Annotated in this window: 13 protein-coding genes; 4 read left to right on the top strand and 9 right to left on the bottom strand. The window is 60.5% G+C overall.

Annotation, left to right across the window (positions count from 1 at the left end):
• Positions 1-16 precede the first annotated feature (16 nt).
• Positions 17-2,524 (top strand): DNA gyrase subunit A, encoded by a 2,508-nt coding sequence (gene gyrA, locus QZ326_RS02705; protein ID WP_295740935.1) that lies wholly within the window; start codon positions 17-19, stop codon positions 2,522-2,524.
• Between the two features lie 191 nt (positions 2,525-2,715).
• Here the strand turns inward: gyrA and QZ326_RS02700 are convergent, their stop codons facing one another.
• Entirely contained in the window at positions 2,716-2,946 is a 231-nt protein-coding gene (locus tag QZ326_RS02700; protein WP_295740933.1) for a helix-turn-helix domain-containing protein, read from the bottom strand.
• Between the two features lie 319 nt (positions 2,947-3,265).
• Between QZ326_RS02700 and rnhA the strand changes: the two genes are divergently transcribed.
• Together rnhA and QZ326_RS02690 are read left to right on the top strand one after the other, a co-directional pair.
• Positions 3,266-3,703, top strand: a complete 438-nt coding sequence (rnhA, locus tag QZ326_RS02695; protein ID WP_295740931.1) for a ribonuclease HI — start codon at positions 3,266-3,268, stop codon at positions 3,701-3,703.
• A 381-nt stretch (positions 3,704-4,084) separates the two neighbouring features.
• Entirely contained in the window at positions 4,085-6,007 is a 1,923-nt protein-coding gene (locus QZ326_RS02690; protein ID WP_295740929.1) for an NAD(+) synthase, read from the top strand.
• Between the two features lie 19 nt (positions 6,008-6,026).
• On the opposite strand, the gene QZ326_RS02685 is transcribed toward QZ326_RS02690, so the two are convergent.
• The 5 genes from QZ326_RS02685 to QZ326_RS02665 form a co-directional block, all read right to left on the bottom strand.
• Positions 6,027-7,202 carry a sugar MFS transporter gene (locus tag QZ326_RS02685; protein WP_295740928.1) on the bottom strand — a complete coding sequence of 392 codons (1,176 nt, stop codon included), beginning with the start codon at positions 7,200-7,202 and terminating at the stop codon, positions 6,027-6,029.
• A gap of 224 nt (positions 7,203-7,426) precedes the next feature.
• On the bottom strand, positions 7,427-9,148 hold the full coding sequence (locus QZ326_RS02680) for an S-layer homology domain-containing protein (protein WP_295740926.1): 1,722 nt from the start codon (positions 9,146-9,148) through the stop codon (positions 7,427-7,429).
• A 310-nt stretch (positions 9,149-9,458) separates the two neighbouring features.
• On the bottom strand, positions 9,459-10,670 hold the full coding sequence (locus QZ326_RS02675; protein WP_295740924.1) for a cell wall metabolism sensor histidine kinase WalK: 1,212 nt from the start codon (positions 10,668-10,670) through the stop codon (positions 9,459-9,461).
• A gap of 53 nt (positions 10,671-10,723) precedes the next feature.
• Positions 10,724-11,401, bottom strand: coding sequence for a response regulator transcription factor (locus QZ326_RS02670; RefSeq protein ID WP_295740921.1), 678 nt, complete (start codon positions 11,399-11,401; stop codon positions 10,724-10,726).
• 20 nt (positions 11,402-11,421) lie between these two features.
• On the bottom strand, positions 11,422-12,441 hold the full coding sequence (locus QZ326_RS02665) for a DUF4340 domain-containing protein (RefSeq protein ID WP_295740919.1): 1,020 nt from the start codon (positions 12,439-12,441) through the stop codon (positions 11,422-11,424).
• 295 nt (positions 12,442-12,736) lie between these two features.
• On the opposite strand from QZ326_RS02665, the gene QZ326_RS02660 reads away from it, so the two are divergent.
• Entirely contained in the window at positions 12,737-14,116 is a 1,380-nt protein-coding gene (locus QZ326_RS02660; RefSeq protein ID WP_295740917.1) for an ROK family protein, read from the top strand.
• A 164-nt stretch (positions 14,117-14,280) separates the two neighbouring features.
• On the opposite strand, the gene QZ326_RS02655 is transcribed toward QZ326_RS02660, so the two are convergent.
• The 3 genes from QZ326_RS02655 to QZ326_RS02645 all read right to left on the bottom strand — a co-directional run.
• Positions 14,281-14,901 (bottom strand): NUDIX hydrolase, encoded by a 621-nt coding sequence (locus QZ326_RS02655; protein WP_295740915.1) that lies wholly within the window; start codon positions 14,899-14,901, stop codon positions 14,281-14,283.
• A 56-nt stretch (positions 14,902-14,957) separates the two neighbouring features.
• Positions 14,958-16,247, bottom strand: a complete 1,290-nt coding sequence (locus QZ326_RS02650; protein ID WP_295740913.1) for a S1C family serine protease — start codon at positions 16,245-16,247, stop codon at positions 14,958-14,960.
• 6 nt (positions 16,248-16,253) lie between these two features.
• Positions 16,254-17,111: HAMP domain-containing sensor histidine kinase (locus tag QZ326_RS02645; RefSeq protein ID WP_295740911.1), on the bottom strand; the 858-nt coding region annotated here is incomplete at its 5' end.

Raw genomic sequence — 17,111 nt, 5'->3', positions numbered from 1 at the left:
TCCAGGGAGGAATTAAATGTCTAAAAAACCCCAATATGACCCAGAGGAGATTCGGTATCCCCAGCAGAAAATTCTGAATTCTCCCCTGGTGCCGGAGATGAAGCAGTCCTATATTGAATATGCCATGTCCGTCATCAAGGGCCGGGCTCTGCCGGACGTGCGGGACGGACTCAAGCCCGTCCACCGGCGGATTCTCTACGCCATGTACGAGGACAACCTGACCAGCGACAAGCCCTTTAAGAAATCCGCCACCTGCGTGGGCGACGTGCTGGGCCGGTATCACCCCCACGGCGACGCCAGCGTCTATGACGCCTTGGTCCGTCTGGCTCAGGACTTCTCCATGCGCTATATGCTGGTGGACGGACACGGCAACTTCGGCTCCGTGGACGGCGATCCCCCGGCAGCCTACCGGTACACCGAGGCCCGCCTTGCCAGGATCTCCGACGAGATGCTGCGGGACATCGAGAAGGAGACGGTGGACTGGGACCCCAACTTTGACGAGAGCCGGAAGGAGCCCCAGGTGCTGCCCTCCCGCTTCCCCAACCTGCTGGTCAACGGCTCCAGCGGCATCGCCGTGGGGATGGCCACCAACATCCCTCCCCACAACCTGCGGGAGGTCATCGGCGCGTGCCTGTGCGTGCTGGACAACCCCGAGGCCACTCTGGCAGACCTGATGGAGCACGTGAAGGGGCCGGACTTCCCCACCAAGGGCATCATCATGGGCCGGTCCGGCATCCGGGCGGCCTACGCCACCGGACGGGGCCGTCTCATGGTCCGGGCCCGTCACGATTTCGAGGAGTTCGGCAAGGACCGCACCCGCATCATCATCACCGAGATCCCCTATCAGGTCAATAAGCGGATGCTGATTAAAAATATGGCAGACCAGGTGGAGGACAAGCGTCTGGAGGGGATTTCCGACATCCGGGACGAGTCTGACCGCAACGGCATGCGCATTGTCATTGAGCTGAAGCGGGACGCCAATCCCCAGGTGGTGCTGAACCGCCTGTTCAGCCAGACCCAGCTCCAGACCACTTTTGCCATCAATATGCTGGCCCTGGTGCAGGTCAACGGCCAGCCCCAGCCCAAGATCCTCTCCCTGCGGCACATCATCGACGAGTATCTGAGCTTTCAGGAAGAGGTCATTGTCCGGCGGACGAAATTCGACCTGCGGAAGGCCCAGGAACGGGCCCACCTGCTGGAGGGCCTGCTGATTGCCCAGGATAACATTGACGAAGTGGTCAAGATCATCCGCACCAGCTATGACAACGCCAAGGAAAACCTCATGGCCCGCTTTGGACTGGACGACATCCAGGCCCAGGCCATCTGCGATATGCGGCTCATCGCCCTCCAGGGACTGAACCGGGAGAAGCTGGAGAATGAGTATAAGGAGCTGGAAGAGCGGATTGCCTATTTTAACCGTATTCTCACGGACAACAGCCTGGTCCGCCAGATTCTGAAAGAAGAGCTCACCGCCATCGCCAGCAAATACGGCGATGAGCGGGTGACGGAAATCCAGGACGTGGAGGACGAGATCGACATCGAGGACCTGATCGAGGAGGAGCAGTGCGTCTTCACCCTGACCCAGGCGGGGTATATCAAGCGGACCCCCGTCAGCGAGTACACCGCCCAGTCCAAGGGCGGCATGGGCAAGAAGGGCATCACCACCCGGGAGGAGGACTACGTGGTGGACGTGTTCACCGCCTCCACCCACGACTATATCCTCTTCTTCACCGACACCGGCAAGGTCTACCGGAAGAAGGGCTACCAGATCCCCGAGAGCGGCAAGACGGCCAAGGGCACCAATATCATCAATATCCTCCAGGTGGAGCAGGGCGAGCGAATCCAGACCATGCTCCACTTCCGGGAGACCGGCGAAAAGGAGCTGTTTTTGTTCATGGTTACCCGCCAGGGCACCGTGAAGCGCCTGCCGGTGCAGACCCTGAAAAACCTGCGCAACAACGGGATCCGGGCCCTGCGGCTGGACGAGGGCGACGAACTGGTATCCGTGCGGGAGACCGACGGGGCCAGAAAGATCCTGATCGCCACCCACGACGGCATGGCGGTCTGCTTCGACGAGAACGATGTCCGGGCCATGGGCCGGGAGGCCATGGGCGTCCGGGGCATCCGCCTGCGGGAGGGCGACTACGTGGTGGGCGCCGCCCGGGTCACCGAGGGGCGGACCGTGCTGTCCATCACCGAGAAGGGCTTTGGCAAGCGCACCCCTGTGGAGGACTACCGCACCACCAACCGGGGCGGCGTCGGCATCAAGAACTATATGATTACCGGCAAGACCGGCCCGGTGGTGGGCATCAAGGTGGTGGACGGCAGCGAGGACCTGCTGCTGATGACTCAGTCCGGCATTTTGATCCGCACCCATGTGGACGCCATCAAGCAGTGCAGCCGGGCCACCCAGGGAGTCATCGTCATGCGCTTCAAGGAGGACGGCGACAGGGTCATCTCTCTGGCTCTGGCCGACCGGGAGGAGACTGGCGAGATCGAGAGCGCGGAAGAACCTCAGGAGTGAGGAAAAGCTGAGGTTCAGAATTGCGGATGATTGGGGGACGGGCCGCCCGGAGGGGCGGCCCCTGCAGGGGCCCGCAGCAGTCCGCATTTTGAGAATTGCTGGATTTGGCTGCGTGAAATGCGGACGTTGGTTTTATGCAGGCAGGTTTAGGGAAGTTTTTCAAAAAAGAGGACGTGGAGAAATCCACGTCCTCATTCTTTGAATTCAAAGAGCTTGTATAAGGGGATGTTCAGGGCCTTGGCAATGTCAATCAGCAAGTCAACACTTGCACCGCCGTTTCCTGTTTCTACGCGTTGAATATGATTGCGGCTAACGTTTCCGCACATCTCAGCCAATTGCTCCTGAGTAATTTTAGATTCTTTTCTATAATATAAAATATTCAGGCCAATTTTGACCCACTCATTGTAATGGTTTATATTCATGAGAACACCTCACAAATATTTTATACTGTGCTCGAAAATACATAAGAACTTGAAAAATGGTATTTACCACTTTTTAAGTTGATATTACAATTGAATCAGATTATAATACCACTTTAGAGGTGGTATTTTGGATTTCTTAAAAGATTTGCTGGCCCTGTTCCTGGTGATAAAGTTATTGCCTTTTTGCCTGATTTACAGTATCATGCTAGTACGTTACCCGAGGCGGTATCTGCTGGCAGGGGAAAAGACGGTTGATATCATTCTCTCCTTTGAGGAACGCCTCTATGAAAAAATACGGAAGATTTGGAAGCGGAGAAAGATGAAAACAGTTACCATTTATACCGACGGGGCGTGCTCCGGCAACCCCGGCCCCGGCGGATGGGGCGCGATCCTGATGTACGGGGCCCATCGGCGGGAGCTCTCCGGCGGCGAGCCGGACACCACCAACAACCGCATGGAGCTGACCGCCGTCATCCAGGCGCTGTCTCTTTTGAAGGAGCCCTGCGTCGTGGACCTGTGGTCAGACTCCAAGTATGTCATTGACGGGCTGGAAAAGGGCTGGGCCAAGGGCTGGAAAAAGCGGGGCTGGGTGAAGTCCGACAAGAAGCCCGCTCTGAACCCGGATCTCTGGGACCGCCTGCTGGCGCTGGAGGAGATACACACCCTGCGCTACCACTGGGTCAAGGGCCACGCGGAGAATGAGTATAACAACCGCTGCGATGAGCTGGCGGTGATGGAAAGCCAGAAGTACAAGTAAATGTGCGCGGCCCTTACGCCATAGGGACAAAAATACAAGTCATATCGAAAAAGGGAATCATTTACAAATCGTTCATAAGAATAACACAATTCTGTCATGTTTCTGGGGTATCTTAATAATCAAGCAAAGGGTTTTCCCAGCCCGATGCGTTTTCTCCCTCCTAAACACACACACAGCAAAAAAGACCGCCTCCGGCGGTCTTTTTTGTCGTCATTTCTACAGTGGGACAGGTTAGTCCCGAAAGGGTTGAGCAGCGGTATAGACCTCCCTCTTCTGAAAAAAGCCGGCGGATTTTACGGTGAGCAAAAATATATTTTGTAAAATAGAAAAAGACGGTGTAAAATAGGAATGCTATAAAATTTCCAAAGGGAGGTTTTGCAAATGAGGGATGGATTCATTGCCGTGGCCTGCGGCGCGCCGAAAATGCGGCTGGCGGACTGCGACTATAACGCGGAGCAGACCTTTATCATGATGCGCCAGGCGGAGAAGGCCGGCGTCAAGATGCTGGTGCTGCCGGAGCTGGGTTTGACAGGCTACACCTGCGAAGACCTCTTTTTCCAGGAGACGCTGCTGCGGGGAGCGGAACAGGCCCTTCGCACCGTGCTGGAGGCCACCCGGAACCTGGAGGTGGTTACGGCGGTTGGTTTACCCCTGCGGGTAAAAGACCGGCTGTATAACTGCGCGGCAATTATACAGAAAGGACAGATTTTGGGCCTGGTTCCCAAGACGCACCTGCCAAACTATGGCGAGTTTTACGAGAAGCGCTGGTTTTCCCCCGCACCGGAGGAGGCGGAGTATGTGGACCTCTGCGGACAGGTTTCCGTGGCCTTTGCCGCTGGTCAGATTTTTGACTGCCAAGATGTCCCCGGGCTGACTCTGGGCTTTGAAATCTGCGAGGACCTCTGGTCCCCGGATTCTCCGTCGGTGAAGATGGCCCAGTCCGGGGCTGCCATCATCGGAAACCTCTCAGCCAGCAATGAGGTGCTGGGAAAGACCGCCTACCGCCGCCAGCTGGTGACGACCCAGTCCGCAAAGCTGTCTTGCGGCTATGTGTACAGCAGCTCGGGGGCGGGAGAGTCCACCTCCGATGTGGTCTTTGGCGCACACCAGATGATTGCGGAGAACGGAGCACTGCTGGCGGAACGCCGTTTTGACGGCGGGCTGCTGATTTCCGAGATCGACATCCAGCGTCTCCGCCATGAACGCCGCCGCACCCAGGCCCTTGTGCCGGAGCCCGGCAGCCAGCGGCGGGATTACACGGTTTTCTTCCTGACTGAGGGAAAGACCAAGCTCACCCGCTACGTCTCCCCTATGCCCTTCGTCCCCGAGGGGAAGGAGGACCGGGACGCCCGGTGCCGGGAGATTCTGCTGATCGCCTCCCTGGGCCTCAAGCAAAGATTGGAGCACACCGGGGCAAAAACCGCCGTGGTAGGTCTTTCCGGCGGATTGGACTCCACCTTAGCGGTGCTCATCACCGGCCTTGCCATGAAAATGCTGGACCGGCCCATGACGGACATTATTGCCGTCACCATGCCCTGCTTCGGCACCACGGACCGCACGAGGAACAACGCCGCTGTCCTGGCAGAAGAGCTGGGCACGGCGCTGAAAACAGTGGACATTACCGCCAGCGTCCGCAGCCACTTCCGGGACATCGGCCAGAGTCAGGAGAACCACGACGTTACCTATGAGAACGCCCAGGCCCGGGAGCGGACCCAGGTGCTGATGGATACCGCCAACCAGACCGGAGGCCTTGTCATCGGCACCGGGGACCTCAGCGAGCTGGCATTGGGCTGGTGTACCTACAACGGCGACCATATGAGCATGTACGCCGTCAACGCCTCCATCCCCAAGACCCTGGTGCGGCATCTGGTGGCCCACCTGGCCCGGGACAACGCCGGCAAGGACGAGGCCCTGCACAACGTGCTGGAGGATATATTGGACACCCCTGTCTCTCCGGAGCTGCTGCCCGCCGTTCAGGGGGAGATCAGCCAGCGGACGGAGGACCTGGTGGGGCCCTATGAGCTCCATGACTTCTTCCTGTACTATATGCTCCGCTGGGGCTTCTCCCCTGCCAAAATCTACCGCCTGGCGCTGTATGCCCAGGGGAAGAGGTACAGCCAGGATGTGATTCTGAAATGGCTGAAGGTATTTTACCGGCGGTTTTTCTCTCAGCAGTTCAAGCGGAACTGTCTGCCCGACGGGCCCAAGGTAGGGTCCGTGGCCCTCTCCCCCCGGGGGGACTGGCGGATGCCCAGCGACGCCAGCTGGGCGATGTGGAAAGCGGAGCTGGAGACGCTGGAGTAATGACGGCTGGACACAGAAATCAATCTTCTCTTATCCTCTGCCGGGATACACGAATCAGTCTGCGGTGCATCCCCGCCATAATCGCCAGCAGCACAGTCAGATACACGGGAAACAGCGCCACGCTGACATTGTTGGCAATTAGTCCGAAGAAAAAGGGCATCAGGCAGGTGCCCGCATAGGCGCTTGCCATCTGCACGCCGATGACGGCCTGAGAGTGGTCTGCTCCAAAATGATCCGGCGTGGAATGGATCAGGCAGGGATAGATTGGGGCACACCCAAGACCTGCCAGCAGCAGCGCCGTCAGGGCGAAGCCAGTTCCCAGCGGCAGCAGTAAGAGTGCCAGACCCGCCGCTAAAATGGTCAGGCCCAGGTGGACCATGCGGGCATCATTGAGCCGCAGAGTCAGAAACCCGCTGGCGCCCCGCCCGACTGTAATACCCAGGAAAAACAATCCCGCATAGCCTGCCGCCGTCTCAGCGGGGATGCCCAAATGCAGCACCAGATAACTGCTGGCCCACAGGCCGATGGTCTGTTCAACAGCACAGTAGCAGAAAAAGACGGTCATACTCGCAAAGGCGCCGGGAAGGCGGAGCACTCCGCCCAGAGACAGCGCGGCACTCTGACTGCCGTCCTCCGGTCCGCCGCCCCCTTGTTTTTTCCAGAGAGGCAGGCTTAGCAGCAGCGCGGCGGTGAGGAGTATCTGGAGCAGGGCGATGGTCCGGTAGCCCATGTGCCAGCCATAGCGGCCGGTGAGGGCCAATCCCATGATGTATGGCCCTACGGAGGCTCCAATACCCCACATGCAGTGGAGCCAGCTCATGTGTCGGCTGGCGTAGTGAAGGGCTACGTAGTTATTGAGGGAGGCATCCACGCTGCCGGCTCCCAGGCCATAGGGCACGGCCCACAGACACAGCATCCAAAAGGAACTGCTGACAGAAAAGCCAAACAGCGCCGCGGCAGTAATGGCCACGCTGATGGCCGTCACCCGCCCGGTGCCCAGCCGCCGGGTGAGACGGGCGCTTTGAAGGCTGGAGACAATCGTGCCCAGAGCGATGATCATGGAAATGAATCCCGCGTAAGAGACCGGCACGCCGAAGGAGCCATACATGGAGGGCCATGCCGCGCCAAGCAGGGCGTCCGGCAGGCCCAGACTGATGAAGGATATATAGATGACTGCCAATAAGAGATGTACCATTTTGCGTCCCCCCTGTTTTACTGGCAGAATTATACCATGTGGCTTGTTGAAGGGATATGGCAAAAGCGCCCAATTCATAAGGTGGTTCCGTCAAAAGCGATATGGGAAAATTTCCAGTTGCCCGCCACGGTTTTTGATCTTGTGTGTAGAGAGACAGAAGAATCAGAAAATAAAGGACGGCGCCGCCTGCCCGAATGAAAGAGCAGGCGGCGCCGTCCTTTATTTCAAGAGTGCGAAGAAAAGAGGGCCTTTGCCATCTCCAGGCCTTGGGCCCGGGTGGGGGTCTTGGTGAAATCCGCCTGTTCCGGCAGGAGACCCAAGTCCCAGGCCCGGGTCACCGCGGCCTGATTTCCGCCCTCCGCCAGGGCGGCGGGTAAGGGTCCCCGGCGGTCTGCCGCCGGATTGGGGACCATGTCCTCCCCTGCAGTCCGGATAAGGAATACCGCCGCCTCCTGCCAGGTGATGGGCCGGGCGGCGGAAAAGGTTCCGTCCGAGCTGCCCATGGCGATGCCCATCTCCTTGGCCCAGGCCATGGCAGGAAGATACCACTCAATGCCAAAATTATCGGCGAAGGGAAGTCCGTCCAGTGTCACGGCGGGACTGCCCGCGGCCTCATACAGCTGTCCTATAAACCGGCCCCGGGTCAGAGGTGCGTCCGGGTATTCCTTTTGCGCCAGCTTCTCCGGATGGGCCAGCAGCCACTCCACGGCGGTGTCCCTTCCCGACAGGGTGTCCGCCAGGGTCTGAGGAAGAGACACGTCCGGCTCCAGGGCCACCACGCCCCGGCCCGCCCCGGCATCCAGCAGAGTATTCAGGTCGATGTACTTGGAGGACAGCTGCCCCCGGATGCCGGAGTTGGGCAGGGAGAAGCCGCGCACCGCCCCGAAGTGGCTGACGCTGCCTCCGGCGCTCTCCCCAGCCAGAATGCCGCCCATCTCCTGGATCTCCACAGCGTTGATGAGGGCGGAGGAGAAGGTGGCAGGGCCAATGAGGCCCACCAGCTCGCAGCCCTCCGCCATTTCGCCGCGCAGGACCTCCAGCAGGGGCCAGATGACGCCGTCGGAGCCGCCGCCGTTGTTCCGCAGGTCCAGCAGGATTCGCCGGAAGTTTCCCTCGTCCAGGATTCCGGACACCACGGCGGCGAAAGCCTCCATGGGCAGATCCTGGGCGTTCTGGCAGGTGTTGTACTGAATATAGAAGGTATCCCCGTCCAGAGGCTTGGCGAAGTAATAGGAGTCCACCTGGGCGGTGGCGGGCGCTTTGGTGATGCGGTCCGCCAGATAGGCCAGCTCCTCCTCCCGCAAAGCGGCGTAGGGAACCGGATCCAGGGCCAGTTTTCTGCCGCCCGCCAGGGTCAGCGTCAAGGGCTCTCCGGCCTCTGCCAGGCCCAGGTATTCGTATAGATCGGCGATCTGGCAGTCCTGCCGGAAGCGCCTGGCCAGCATTACCGGGTTGTCGGCAGGGAGCAGCGGGGCAAAGGCCTCCAGTATCTTTTCCACAGGCAGATCATTGACGGCGATGACCCGCTTTCCCAAACTGGCTTTCTCCGCCGTCGGGAGCGTGGAGAGATACCACTGTCCGTCCCGCAGAATCAGGGAGAAGGGATAGCACCGGAAGTCCGCCGCGCTGCCTGCGGAGATCATGGTGTGGGAATCCCCCACCAGCGCCGTCAGGCGCATGAGATCCAGAAGAAATTCCACGTCGCTCTCCGTCTCCAGACGGGATTCAATGTCCTTTTTCAGAGCCTGGAAGGCCGACTCCGGCGCGTTGGCGAAAGCGTTTGGGTGATTTTCCACCAGCACGGTCTGATAGAGAAACTCCAGATCTTCCCGGCGCTGTTCCGCCGTTGTCTTCTCCGGCTCTGCGGCCAGAGCGGCGGTACACAGCAGCGATGCCGCCAGAAGGAACGCGGCGCTCCGCCGCAGAAACTGTTTAGCCGTTTTCATTATGATCTCCACTCCTTTTGTATTATCGAGCTAATACAACAATACAATAGCGCAGACCTGAGTAGTTGTCAAGAGATTTAACGGCATGGGAGGAAAATTTTCTTCAAAGAGATTAGAAGAGATTAAAGTCTGTTTTAAAACCGTCAAATCGCCTTGACTGGCGAAAAAATCTCCCGCCGTTGAGCATTTTGCCATTGATCCAGCCTATACAAAACAGGAAAAGGGGCCGCCGAAGGCGGCGGCCCCTGCAAAAGCAATCCGTTTGCAGGGCCGCCCCTCTGAATGGCCTGCTGTCTCCGGCGGTTTGCTTTTACCGCTTCACCGGCATGGAGAAGGTGAACCGGGTGACGCCTCCGCCGCTCTCGGCCCGCAGAGCGCCCTTGTGTTCCCGGGTGATGGCGTCGGCAATGCTGAGGCCCAGGCCAAATCCGCTCTGTTCCCCCCGGGAGGAATCTGCCCGGTAAAACCGCTCAAACAGCCGCGGCAGCTGCTCCGCCGGAATTTCTCCGGTATTGGAGACGGCCAGCACCGCTTGGCGGTCCCGCTTTTCCAGGGTCAGCGACACCGCGCCGCCGGGAGCGCTGTACTTGATGGCGTTGTCCAGCAAAATGGAGACCAGCCGCCGCAGCTTCTCCCCATCTCCCGGTACGGTGACCTCCTCCGCCAGATAGTATTCCAGGGTCTTCCCCGCCTCAAAGGCCACGGGCTCAAAGGCCAGGGCGCAGTCCTCCGCCGCCTCGGACAAAGACACGTCCCCAAAGACGGCGGCGGGAGTCGGGCTGTCCGCCCGGGCCAGGGTCAGCATTTCCTCCACCAGAGACCGCATTCTCCGGGCCTCGGAGTGGATGTTGTCCGCCCAGCGGGCGGGGCGTTCCTCCAGGGGAGACGATTCCAGCATTTCCGCGTTGGAGAGGATGACGGTCAGAGGCGTCTTCAGCTCGTGGGAGGCGTCGGAGAGGAATTGGCGCTGCTGGCGCCAGGCCCGCTCCACCGGCTGGGTGGCCCACCAGGACAGCAGTACCGCTACAGCCAGCAGCAGGAGGAGCGCGGTCCCACCGATGATGAGATAGCTGCCCATCATCTCCCGGAGCATGGCCTGCTCCATGGACATGTCCACAAAGGCCAGCTTCTCATACAGGCCGTTGTTTCTCCGCAGATAGCGCAGGTGGTAGTCCTGGACCACGCCCTCCTGGCGGTTCTGGCTCAGGCAGTCATTCAGGATGGCGGCCAGGACCTCCGTATCCTCTAGGTCGGTATAAGTGCCGCCGGTGACATAGGCAGTGGAGCCCCAGACGTTCACCGTGAAATAGGGCAGGTAGACGACCCGGTCCCGGTCCAGGGAAATGGCGATCTCCGGATGGCGGGGATCATCCTGCTGGATGACCCGGTGGAGCAGCTGGCGGCTTAGGTCCTCAATATTGCGCTGCATGGCGAAATACACGGAGAAAAAGACCACCGCCAGAATGGCGGTGACCAAAGCCATGCAGATGGCCACAAATTTCAGCCGCAGTTTTCGGATCAAGGCGGCAGCCTCCCTCCTATGAAAAAGATTGCAAAAACTGCAAAGGACGGGGCCTATTCCCCGCCCTCCAGACAATAGCCCACCATGCGGATGGTCCGGATCTTCACTCGGGAGTGGAGATGGCCCAGCTTCTTGCGCAGAAAGGAGATGTAGACCTCCACGTTGTTGTCCTCCGCATCGGATTCATAGCCCCAGATTTTCAGCAGAAGGCTCTCCTTGGTCAGAATCTGACGCTGATTGAGCATCAGCAGCTCCATCATGTCAAACTCCTTGCGGCTGAGGCGGACGGACCGCTCAGCACAGGAGAGGGTGAAGGCGGCCCGCTCCAGCCGGAGATCCCCAAAAGAGAGCGTGTCCCCACGCCGGAGTTCCGGCTGCCGCCGGGACAGGGCCCGGACACAGGCCAGCAGCTCTTTGGGTTCAAAGGGTTTGGTGAGATAGTAATCCGCGCCGCTGTCCAGTCCCGCTACCCGGTCCGATACTTCTGACCGGGCGGTGAGCATCAGCACCGGCACGGCGCTGCCGCCTGCCCGCAGGCGGTGCAGAACGGTGAAGCCGTCCATCCTCGGCAGCATCACGTCCAGCAGCACTACGTCGTAGATGCCGCTGAGGGCGTTGTCCAATCCGGACTCCCCGTCGTGACACACGTCGACGGCCCAGCCATCCATCTCCAACAGGTCCCGGAGGGTTCCGGCCAGCCGGACTTCATCTTCCACTACCAGTACGCGCATGAGGCCTCCTTATCGTATCGTCAGGTGATGTCCAGTCCGTTGGCGGCCACCCGCATCAGTGGGTCCAGGGCGGCGGTGGGCAGGGAGTAGATCGTGGTGCTGTCCCCCAACCAGACATAGCGGCCGGAGCCGTCCAGCACCTGGGCCCCAATGGTCAGGGACAGGGTCTCGTCCGAGCCGGTGTTCGAGGTGTAGTTGACGGTGATAGCCGCGAGGGGAAGGTCAAAGCCGCAGATGGACAACGCCTCATCAGAGGGGTCATAGTCCACGCACTTGGTCAGGACCAGGGCCCGGATGTCCTCCAGCAGGGCCTGGACGGTTTCGTTGGAGGTGACGTTTTCACTGCCCTGGAGCCAGGTGACGGGGCCGTCGCCGCCGTCCCGTTTGGCGGTGGTGAGGATGGTGACCAGGGCGGGGGTGCCGTCCTCGTTCTCCGCTCCCCGAATGAGGATGGAGCGGATAGAGCCCTCCTCCAGCAGCGGCAGGAGGGGCACGTCGCACATATCGTAAATGGGTACGCTCATCTGTGTGAACAGTGTGTCCGAGATGATGTATACTGTGGATGGGGCGTTCTGCTCCATCACATAGCGGCTGGTGCCGTCAGTGGTGGTCTTGCCGAAGGACAGCGCCCGGACAGAGCCGTCCGCCCCCGTGAGAGTTAAAAAGCCGGCGGGCTCGTCCAGACCGTAGGTGCTCAGGTCCTCCTCCGCGGCCAGGGTCTGCTGGGGCCGCCAGTTGATCAGCAGCGCCAGGATGGAGTTGATGGTCTCCTGCCGCAGGGGGAACTTGGGGTCGTTCTCCCAGGCCCAGTCCCCGTCCTCCTCCGCGATGAAGGACAGCGTGGTGCTGCCGTTGCTGTAGACCAGGGCGGAGTATCCCTCCACGGTCATGGAGGCCGCCACGGCTTCATCCCCCTCTGGAGCGTCCTCACGGTTCTCCCGGTACCGGATGCCCAGGACGATCAGCACCGCTGCCAGCAGGGTCAGCAAAACGGTGGTCAGGATCGTAACGGTCCGTCTCTGTCTCCAATCCATTTCCATATAGTAAAGATTCCTCCTGTTAGTCTTTGCGAAATCCGCGTCGGTTATCACAGCAGCGGGAGAATCCGCCGCCCCGTTTGGCTGGTTTTCCAGAACCATTATAACATACCGCGCCTGGTACAACAAGTCCATTCCGCGAAGTTCAGGCGGCGAAATCCCCCGCCGTTTCGTAAAAATGGATGCGATGTGGTACAAATTTACAGATTTTCGGACGATAGTAAATTGAATCTTGTGGAAATTCATGATATACTGGTTCCACTTACCTGTGAATTTACCGGATGAAGGAGAACATGCAATGAACAAATATGGCATCAACGTGGAGCTGAAAAACGTCCCCGTGCTGGACCCGGAGTTTATTCCCCTGATGCGGTTCAACCGCGCGTTCCTGGCGGATGCGAAAAAGCCTGTGGGCATTGCCGTGGAGCGGGCTGACGGCCAGATGGCCGCCTGCCGCACCTTCATCCACGGAACCCCGGAGATGAGGGAGGCCGACTGCTACTACATCGAGCGGATCGTCAAGACGCTCCTGTGGATGAAGGGCGGCTTCAAGGTCTACGTCAGCGGGGACGAGAGAATCTGCGAGTATCTGCAGTCGGTCTACTGCGCCGGCGGGCAGCAGGAGTTCGACTGGGACTACATGGCCAATGTCTTTGAGCACCCCTTTGAGGTGGTGCCGGTGGACGAGATCCCCGCGGCCAAGGACGACCCCAAGGCCATCGGCGGCCATCTGGGCGGCTGCCGCATCGGCTTTGACGCCGGCGGGTCCGACCGCAAGGTTTCCGCCGTCATCGACGGGGAGACGGTCTACTCCGAGGAGGTGGTCTGGTTTCCCAAGGTCAACGCCGACCCCGACTACCACTACGGCGGCATCGTGGCCGCGCTGAAATCCGCCGCGGAGCATATGCCCCGGGTGGACGCAGTAGGCGTCAGCTCCGCCGGTGTGTTTATCAATAACCGAACCATGAACGCCTCGCTGTTCCTGAAAGTCCCCAGGGAGATTTACGACGAGAAGGTCAAGGATATCTATATCCGGGCCATCCGCGACACCTTCGGCGATGTGCCCTATTGCGTCATCAATGACGGCGACGTCTCCGCCCTGGCCGGAGCCATGAGCCTGAACGACAACGGCGTCCTTGGCATCGCCATGGGCACCAGCGAGGCCGTGGGCTACGTGGACGAGGAGGGCCGGATCACCGGCTGGCTCAACGAGCTGGCCTTCGTCCCCGTGGACGCCCAGCCTGGCGCCATGCGGGACGAGTGGAGCGGCGACATCGGCTGCGGGGTGAAATATTTCTCCCAGGACGGCGTCATCAAGCTGGCCCCCCGGGCGGGGATTGAGCTGGACGGGAACGCCTCCCCCGCCGAGAAGCTGAAGGCCGTGCAGGCGCTGATGGCGGAGGACGACCCCCGGGCGGCTAAGGTATACGAGTCCATCGGCGTGTACCTGGGACACACCCTGGCGTATTATTACGAGCTGTACGGCTGCCGCCACGTGCTGCTGCTGGGCCGGGTCATGAGCGGCAAGGGCGGAGACCTGATTCTGGACACCGCGAAAAGGGTGCTGGCGGACGAGTATCCGGAGGTGCTGGAGAAGATGGTTCCCGAGCTGCCGGATGAGAAGTTCCGCAGGGTGGGGCAGTCTATGGCTGCCGCCAGTTTGCCGGAGATTCAATAACAGGGTATCGCCCTGACGGGCGAGGGAGGATTCAACCATGGGGAGGGCTGGGGCCATATGGGAAGATGCCCTGTCCTAACGGCCTCCTTTCGGCAGAATTGTGGGGCCAGGCCCCACCGGCCGGGCCAATTCCCGCTCCTAACGATAATAGACGCTGATGGAGTTTACTCCATCAGCGTCTTCCAGTTTTTATCGTGATAGGCATCAAAGCACATCTCTATCTGCTCCCGGGTGTTCTTTTCCTCCGCCAGGGGCGGCAGGTCTTCCAGTGAGAAATATCCGCTCTCTGTGGTTTCAATATTGGGGGTGAAGGCTCCGCCCAGGAGCGAGCACAGGACAAAGACCTTGCAGACTTTCCAGGCGTAGCGGGGGCGGTTGTGCTTCTCCCGGTCCTGGATGGCGATGACGGTGTCTGCCGTCACCTCCAGGCCGGCCTCTTCCCGCACCTCTTTGACCACATTTTCCTTGACGGAGACGTTCACGTCCACCCATCCTCCGGGCAGGGACCACCTGCCGGTGTTCTCCCGCACCAAGAGGATCTTCCCGTCCTGAAAAATGGCGGCCCGGGTGTCCAGCTTGGGGGTCTGGTAGCCTGTCTCGCAGCAGAAGAGGTCCCGGGTCTTTTCCAGGGGGATGTCTGCCTGAAGGCTTATCATCTCCGCGGCGATGTCACGAATGCGCGCATACCGCTCCCGTCCATAGGGGTCGGTTCCATAGTGCAGGCCCGCCTGGGCCATAGCCTGGAGCTCCACCGCCCAGTCAAGCCAGGGGTTTGTCCGGTCCATGGTGATTCCTCCTTGCGTAGTGTACGCCTGCCGCATTGCGGCAGGACGGTTTTTTGTTAGGCCGCGGGCTCGGTGAGAGACAGCGTTATCTCGATGATTTCCCCGTCACGCCACAGCGTCATGGGAAGCTCGTCTCCCAGGTGGTGCTGTCGGCGGACCCGCAGCAGGTCCCGGCTGGAGTTGATGTCCCGGCCGCCGGCGGAGAGAACGTAGTCCCCCTCCTGTACGCCCGCCTTGCCGGCGGGGGAATTTTCTGTCACCGACTGCACCTCAATACCCCACACATCCGGCTCCACCTGCTCAGCCATCTGGAGGACGGTGATGCCCAGCACCGGCTCCGGCTGGAGACTGCCGAAGGTCAAAAGGTCGTTGACAATTCGCTCCATGTAGGCCGATGGGATGGCAAAGCCCAGTCCCTCGATGTTGGAGTAGCGGGAGGTCATTTTGATGGTGTTGATACCCACCACCTGGCCGTATTCGTTGATGAGGGGGCCGCCGGAGTTGCCGGAGTTCAGCGCCGCGTTGGTCTGAAGCAGGGTCATGGTGCGGTCCTCCACCTCCACATCCCGGTCAATGGCGGAGACGATGCCGTCGGTGAGCGTGCCCCGCAGCTCTACGCCCAGAGGGTTTCCGATGGCGTAGACCTTGTCCCCCACAGTCAGAAGGTCCGAGTCGCCGAAGACGGCGGCGGGCAGGTCCTGCCCCTCCACCTTCAGTACCGCCAGGTCGCTGTCGGCGTCTCCGGCCACATACTTGGCCTCGTAGCTTCGGCCGCTGTCCAGGGCGACGGTGCACTCCTGTCCGCCCTCCACCACGTGGTAGTTGGTGATGAGGTAGCCGTCCTGACTGAAAATCACCCCGGTGCCCACGGAGGCGGAGCCGTCTCCCAGGTCGGCCAGGACCACTGCCACCGCCGGATTCACCTGGCGGTAGACCTCCTGGGCGGTGAGGGAAGGACCGTGCTCCTGCACCACCGGCAGCGAGCAGCCCTGGCCCGCGGGCCAGGCGGGAATGGCAATCTCCTGGGAACCGCGGTCTTCTCCGGAATCCCGGTAATCAAAATCGAAATCGAAGGGATCGATCCGGTTATGCCGGGGGACGGACCAGTCCCAAAAGACGGCGGCCGCTGCCAGGACTGCCGCCAGGGCGGCGCAGCCCAAAAAGATCCACAATCCCTTTTTGGAGTGCTTCCGTCGCGCCTGCTTTGAAGGCGCGGCAGACTGCGCCTCCCGCCTGGGAACACCCGGCAGGGGGCGGCTGTATTGCTCCACCACCTCGCCCGGCGGGGGCTGGCGGTAGATCTCCACCACCTCGTTTGGGAGGCGGGTCATGTCCTGTTCTTCCATAGGACCTCATTCCGCGGCCAGGGAGAAGGAGAAAGTGGTCACGCCGTTCTCGCTGGTCACATTGATTTTTTCCTTGTGCTGTTCCAAAATGGTCTTAACGATATAGAGCCCCAGGCCCACGCCGTCCTTGTCCCGGCTGCGGGACTTGTCGCTCTTGTGGAACCGCTCAAACAGCAGCGGCAACTCCTCCGCCGGGATGGTGTCGCCCACGTTGCGCACTGTTACCCGGGCTTTGCCGTCCAGAAGGGATACTCCCAGATACAGCGTGGACCCCGCGGTGGCGAACTTGGCGGCGTTCTCCAACAGATTGTAAATCACCTGGGTAATCATATCGTTGTCCCCCAGAACCAGGATGGACTCCTCGGGGATGTCCGCCTCTACATCCAGCTGCCGGTCCGTGATTTTCCGCTCCATGGAGACCAGGACCCGGCGCATGCTCTCGCAGATGTCGAAGTGGCCGCCGCCGCGGAGGGGGTCCATCACCTGCAGCTGGCTCACATCCAGCATCCGGCGCACCATGCGGCTGAGGCGGCGGCTTTCATCGGAGATGATCTGGAGGTACTGCCGCTCGTTCTCCGGGGGGATGGTGCCGTCCAGAATGCCGTCAGTATAGCCGGCGATGGTGGTCATGGGGGTTTTCAGCTCGTGGGAGATATTGGCGATGAACTCCTGCCGCTGGCGCTCCGTCTGCTGGAGGGATTCCGCCATGTTGTTGAAGGAGGCGGCCAGTTCGCCGATCTCGTTCACCTGGCCGTAGTCGTTTACCCGGATGTCGAAGTCCCCGGCGGCGTACTGCCGGGTGGCCTGCACCATCTCCCGGATGGGCTGGATCTGCCGCATGGCGGTGACGGAGGAGGCCATGAA

The sequence above is a fragment of the uncultured Oscillibacter sp. genome, from assembly GCF_910587525.1.
Taxonomy (GTDB): domain Bacteria; phylum Bacillota; class Clostridia; order Oscillospirales; family Oscillospiraceae; genus Oscillibacter.
This window is presented reverse-complemented; position numbering and strand designations above follow the sequence as displayed.

Coding starts and splice junctions, on each gene's coding strand:
- gyrA (WP_295740935.1), top strand. CDS start 17: ATGTCTAAAAAACCCCAATATGACCCAGAGGAGATTCGGTATCCCCAG.
- QZ326_RS02700 (WP_295740933.1), bottom strand. CDS start 2,946: ATGAATATAAACCATTACAATGAGTGGGTCAAAATTGGCCTGAATATT.
- rnhA (WP_295740931.1), top strand. CDS start 3,266: ATGAAAACAGTTACCATTTATACCGACGGGGCGTGCTCCGGCAACCCC.
- QZ326_RS02690 (WP_295740929.1), top strand. CDS start 4,085: ATGAGGGATGGATTCATTGCCGTGGCCTGCGGCGCGCCGAAAATGCGG.
- QZ326_RS02685 (WP_295740928.1), bottom strand. CDS start 7,202: ATGGTACATCTCTTATTGGCAGTCATCTATATATCCTTCATCAGTCTG.
- QZ326_RS02680 (WP_295740926.1), bottom strand. CDS start 9,148: ATGAAAACGGCTAAACAGTTTCTGCGGCGGAGCGCCGCGTTCCTTCTG.
- QZ326_RS02670 (WP_295740921.1), bottom strand. CDS start 11,401: ATGCGCGTACTGGTAGTGGAAGATGAAGTCCGGCTGGCCGGAACCCTC.
- QZ326_RS02665 (WP_295740919.1), bottom strand. CDS start 12,441: ATGGAAATGGATTGGAGACAGAGACGGACCGTTACGATCCTGACCACC.
- QZ326_RS02660 (WP_295740917.1), top strand. CDS start 12,737: ATGAACAAATATGGCATCAACGTGGAGCTGAAAAACGTCCCCGTGCTG.
- QZ326_RS02655 (WP_295740915.1), bottom strand. CDS start 14,901: ATGGACCGGACAAACCCCTGGCTTGACTGGGCGGTGGAGCTCCAGGCT.
- QZ326_RS02650 (WP_295740913.1), bottom strand. CDS start 16,247: ATGGAAGAACAGGACATGACCCGCCTCCCAAACGAGGTGGTGGAGATC.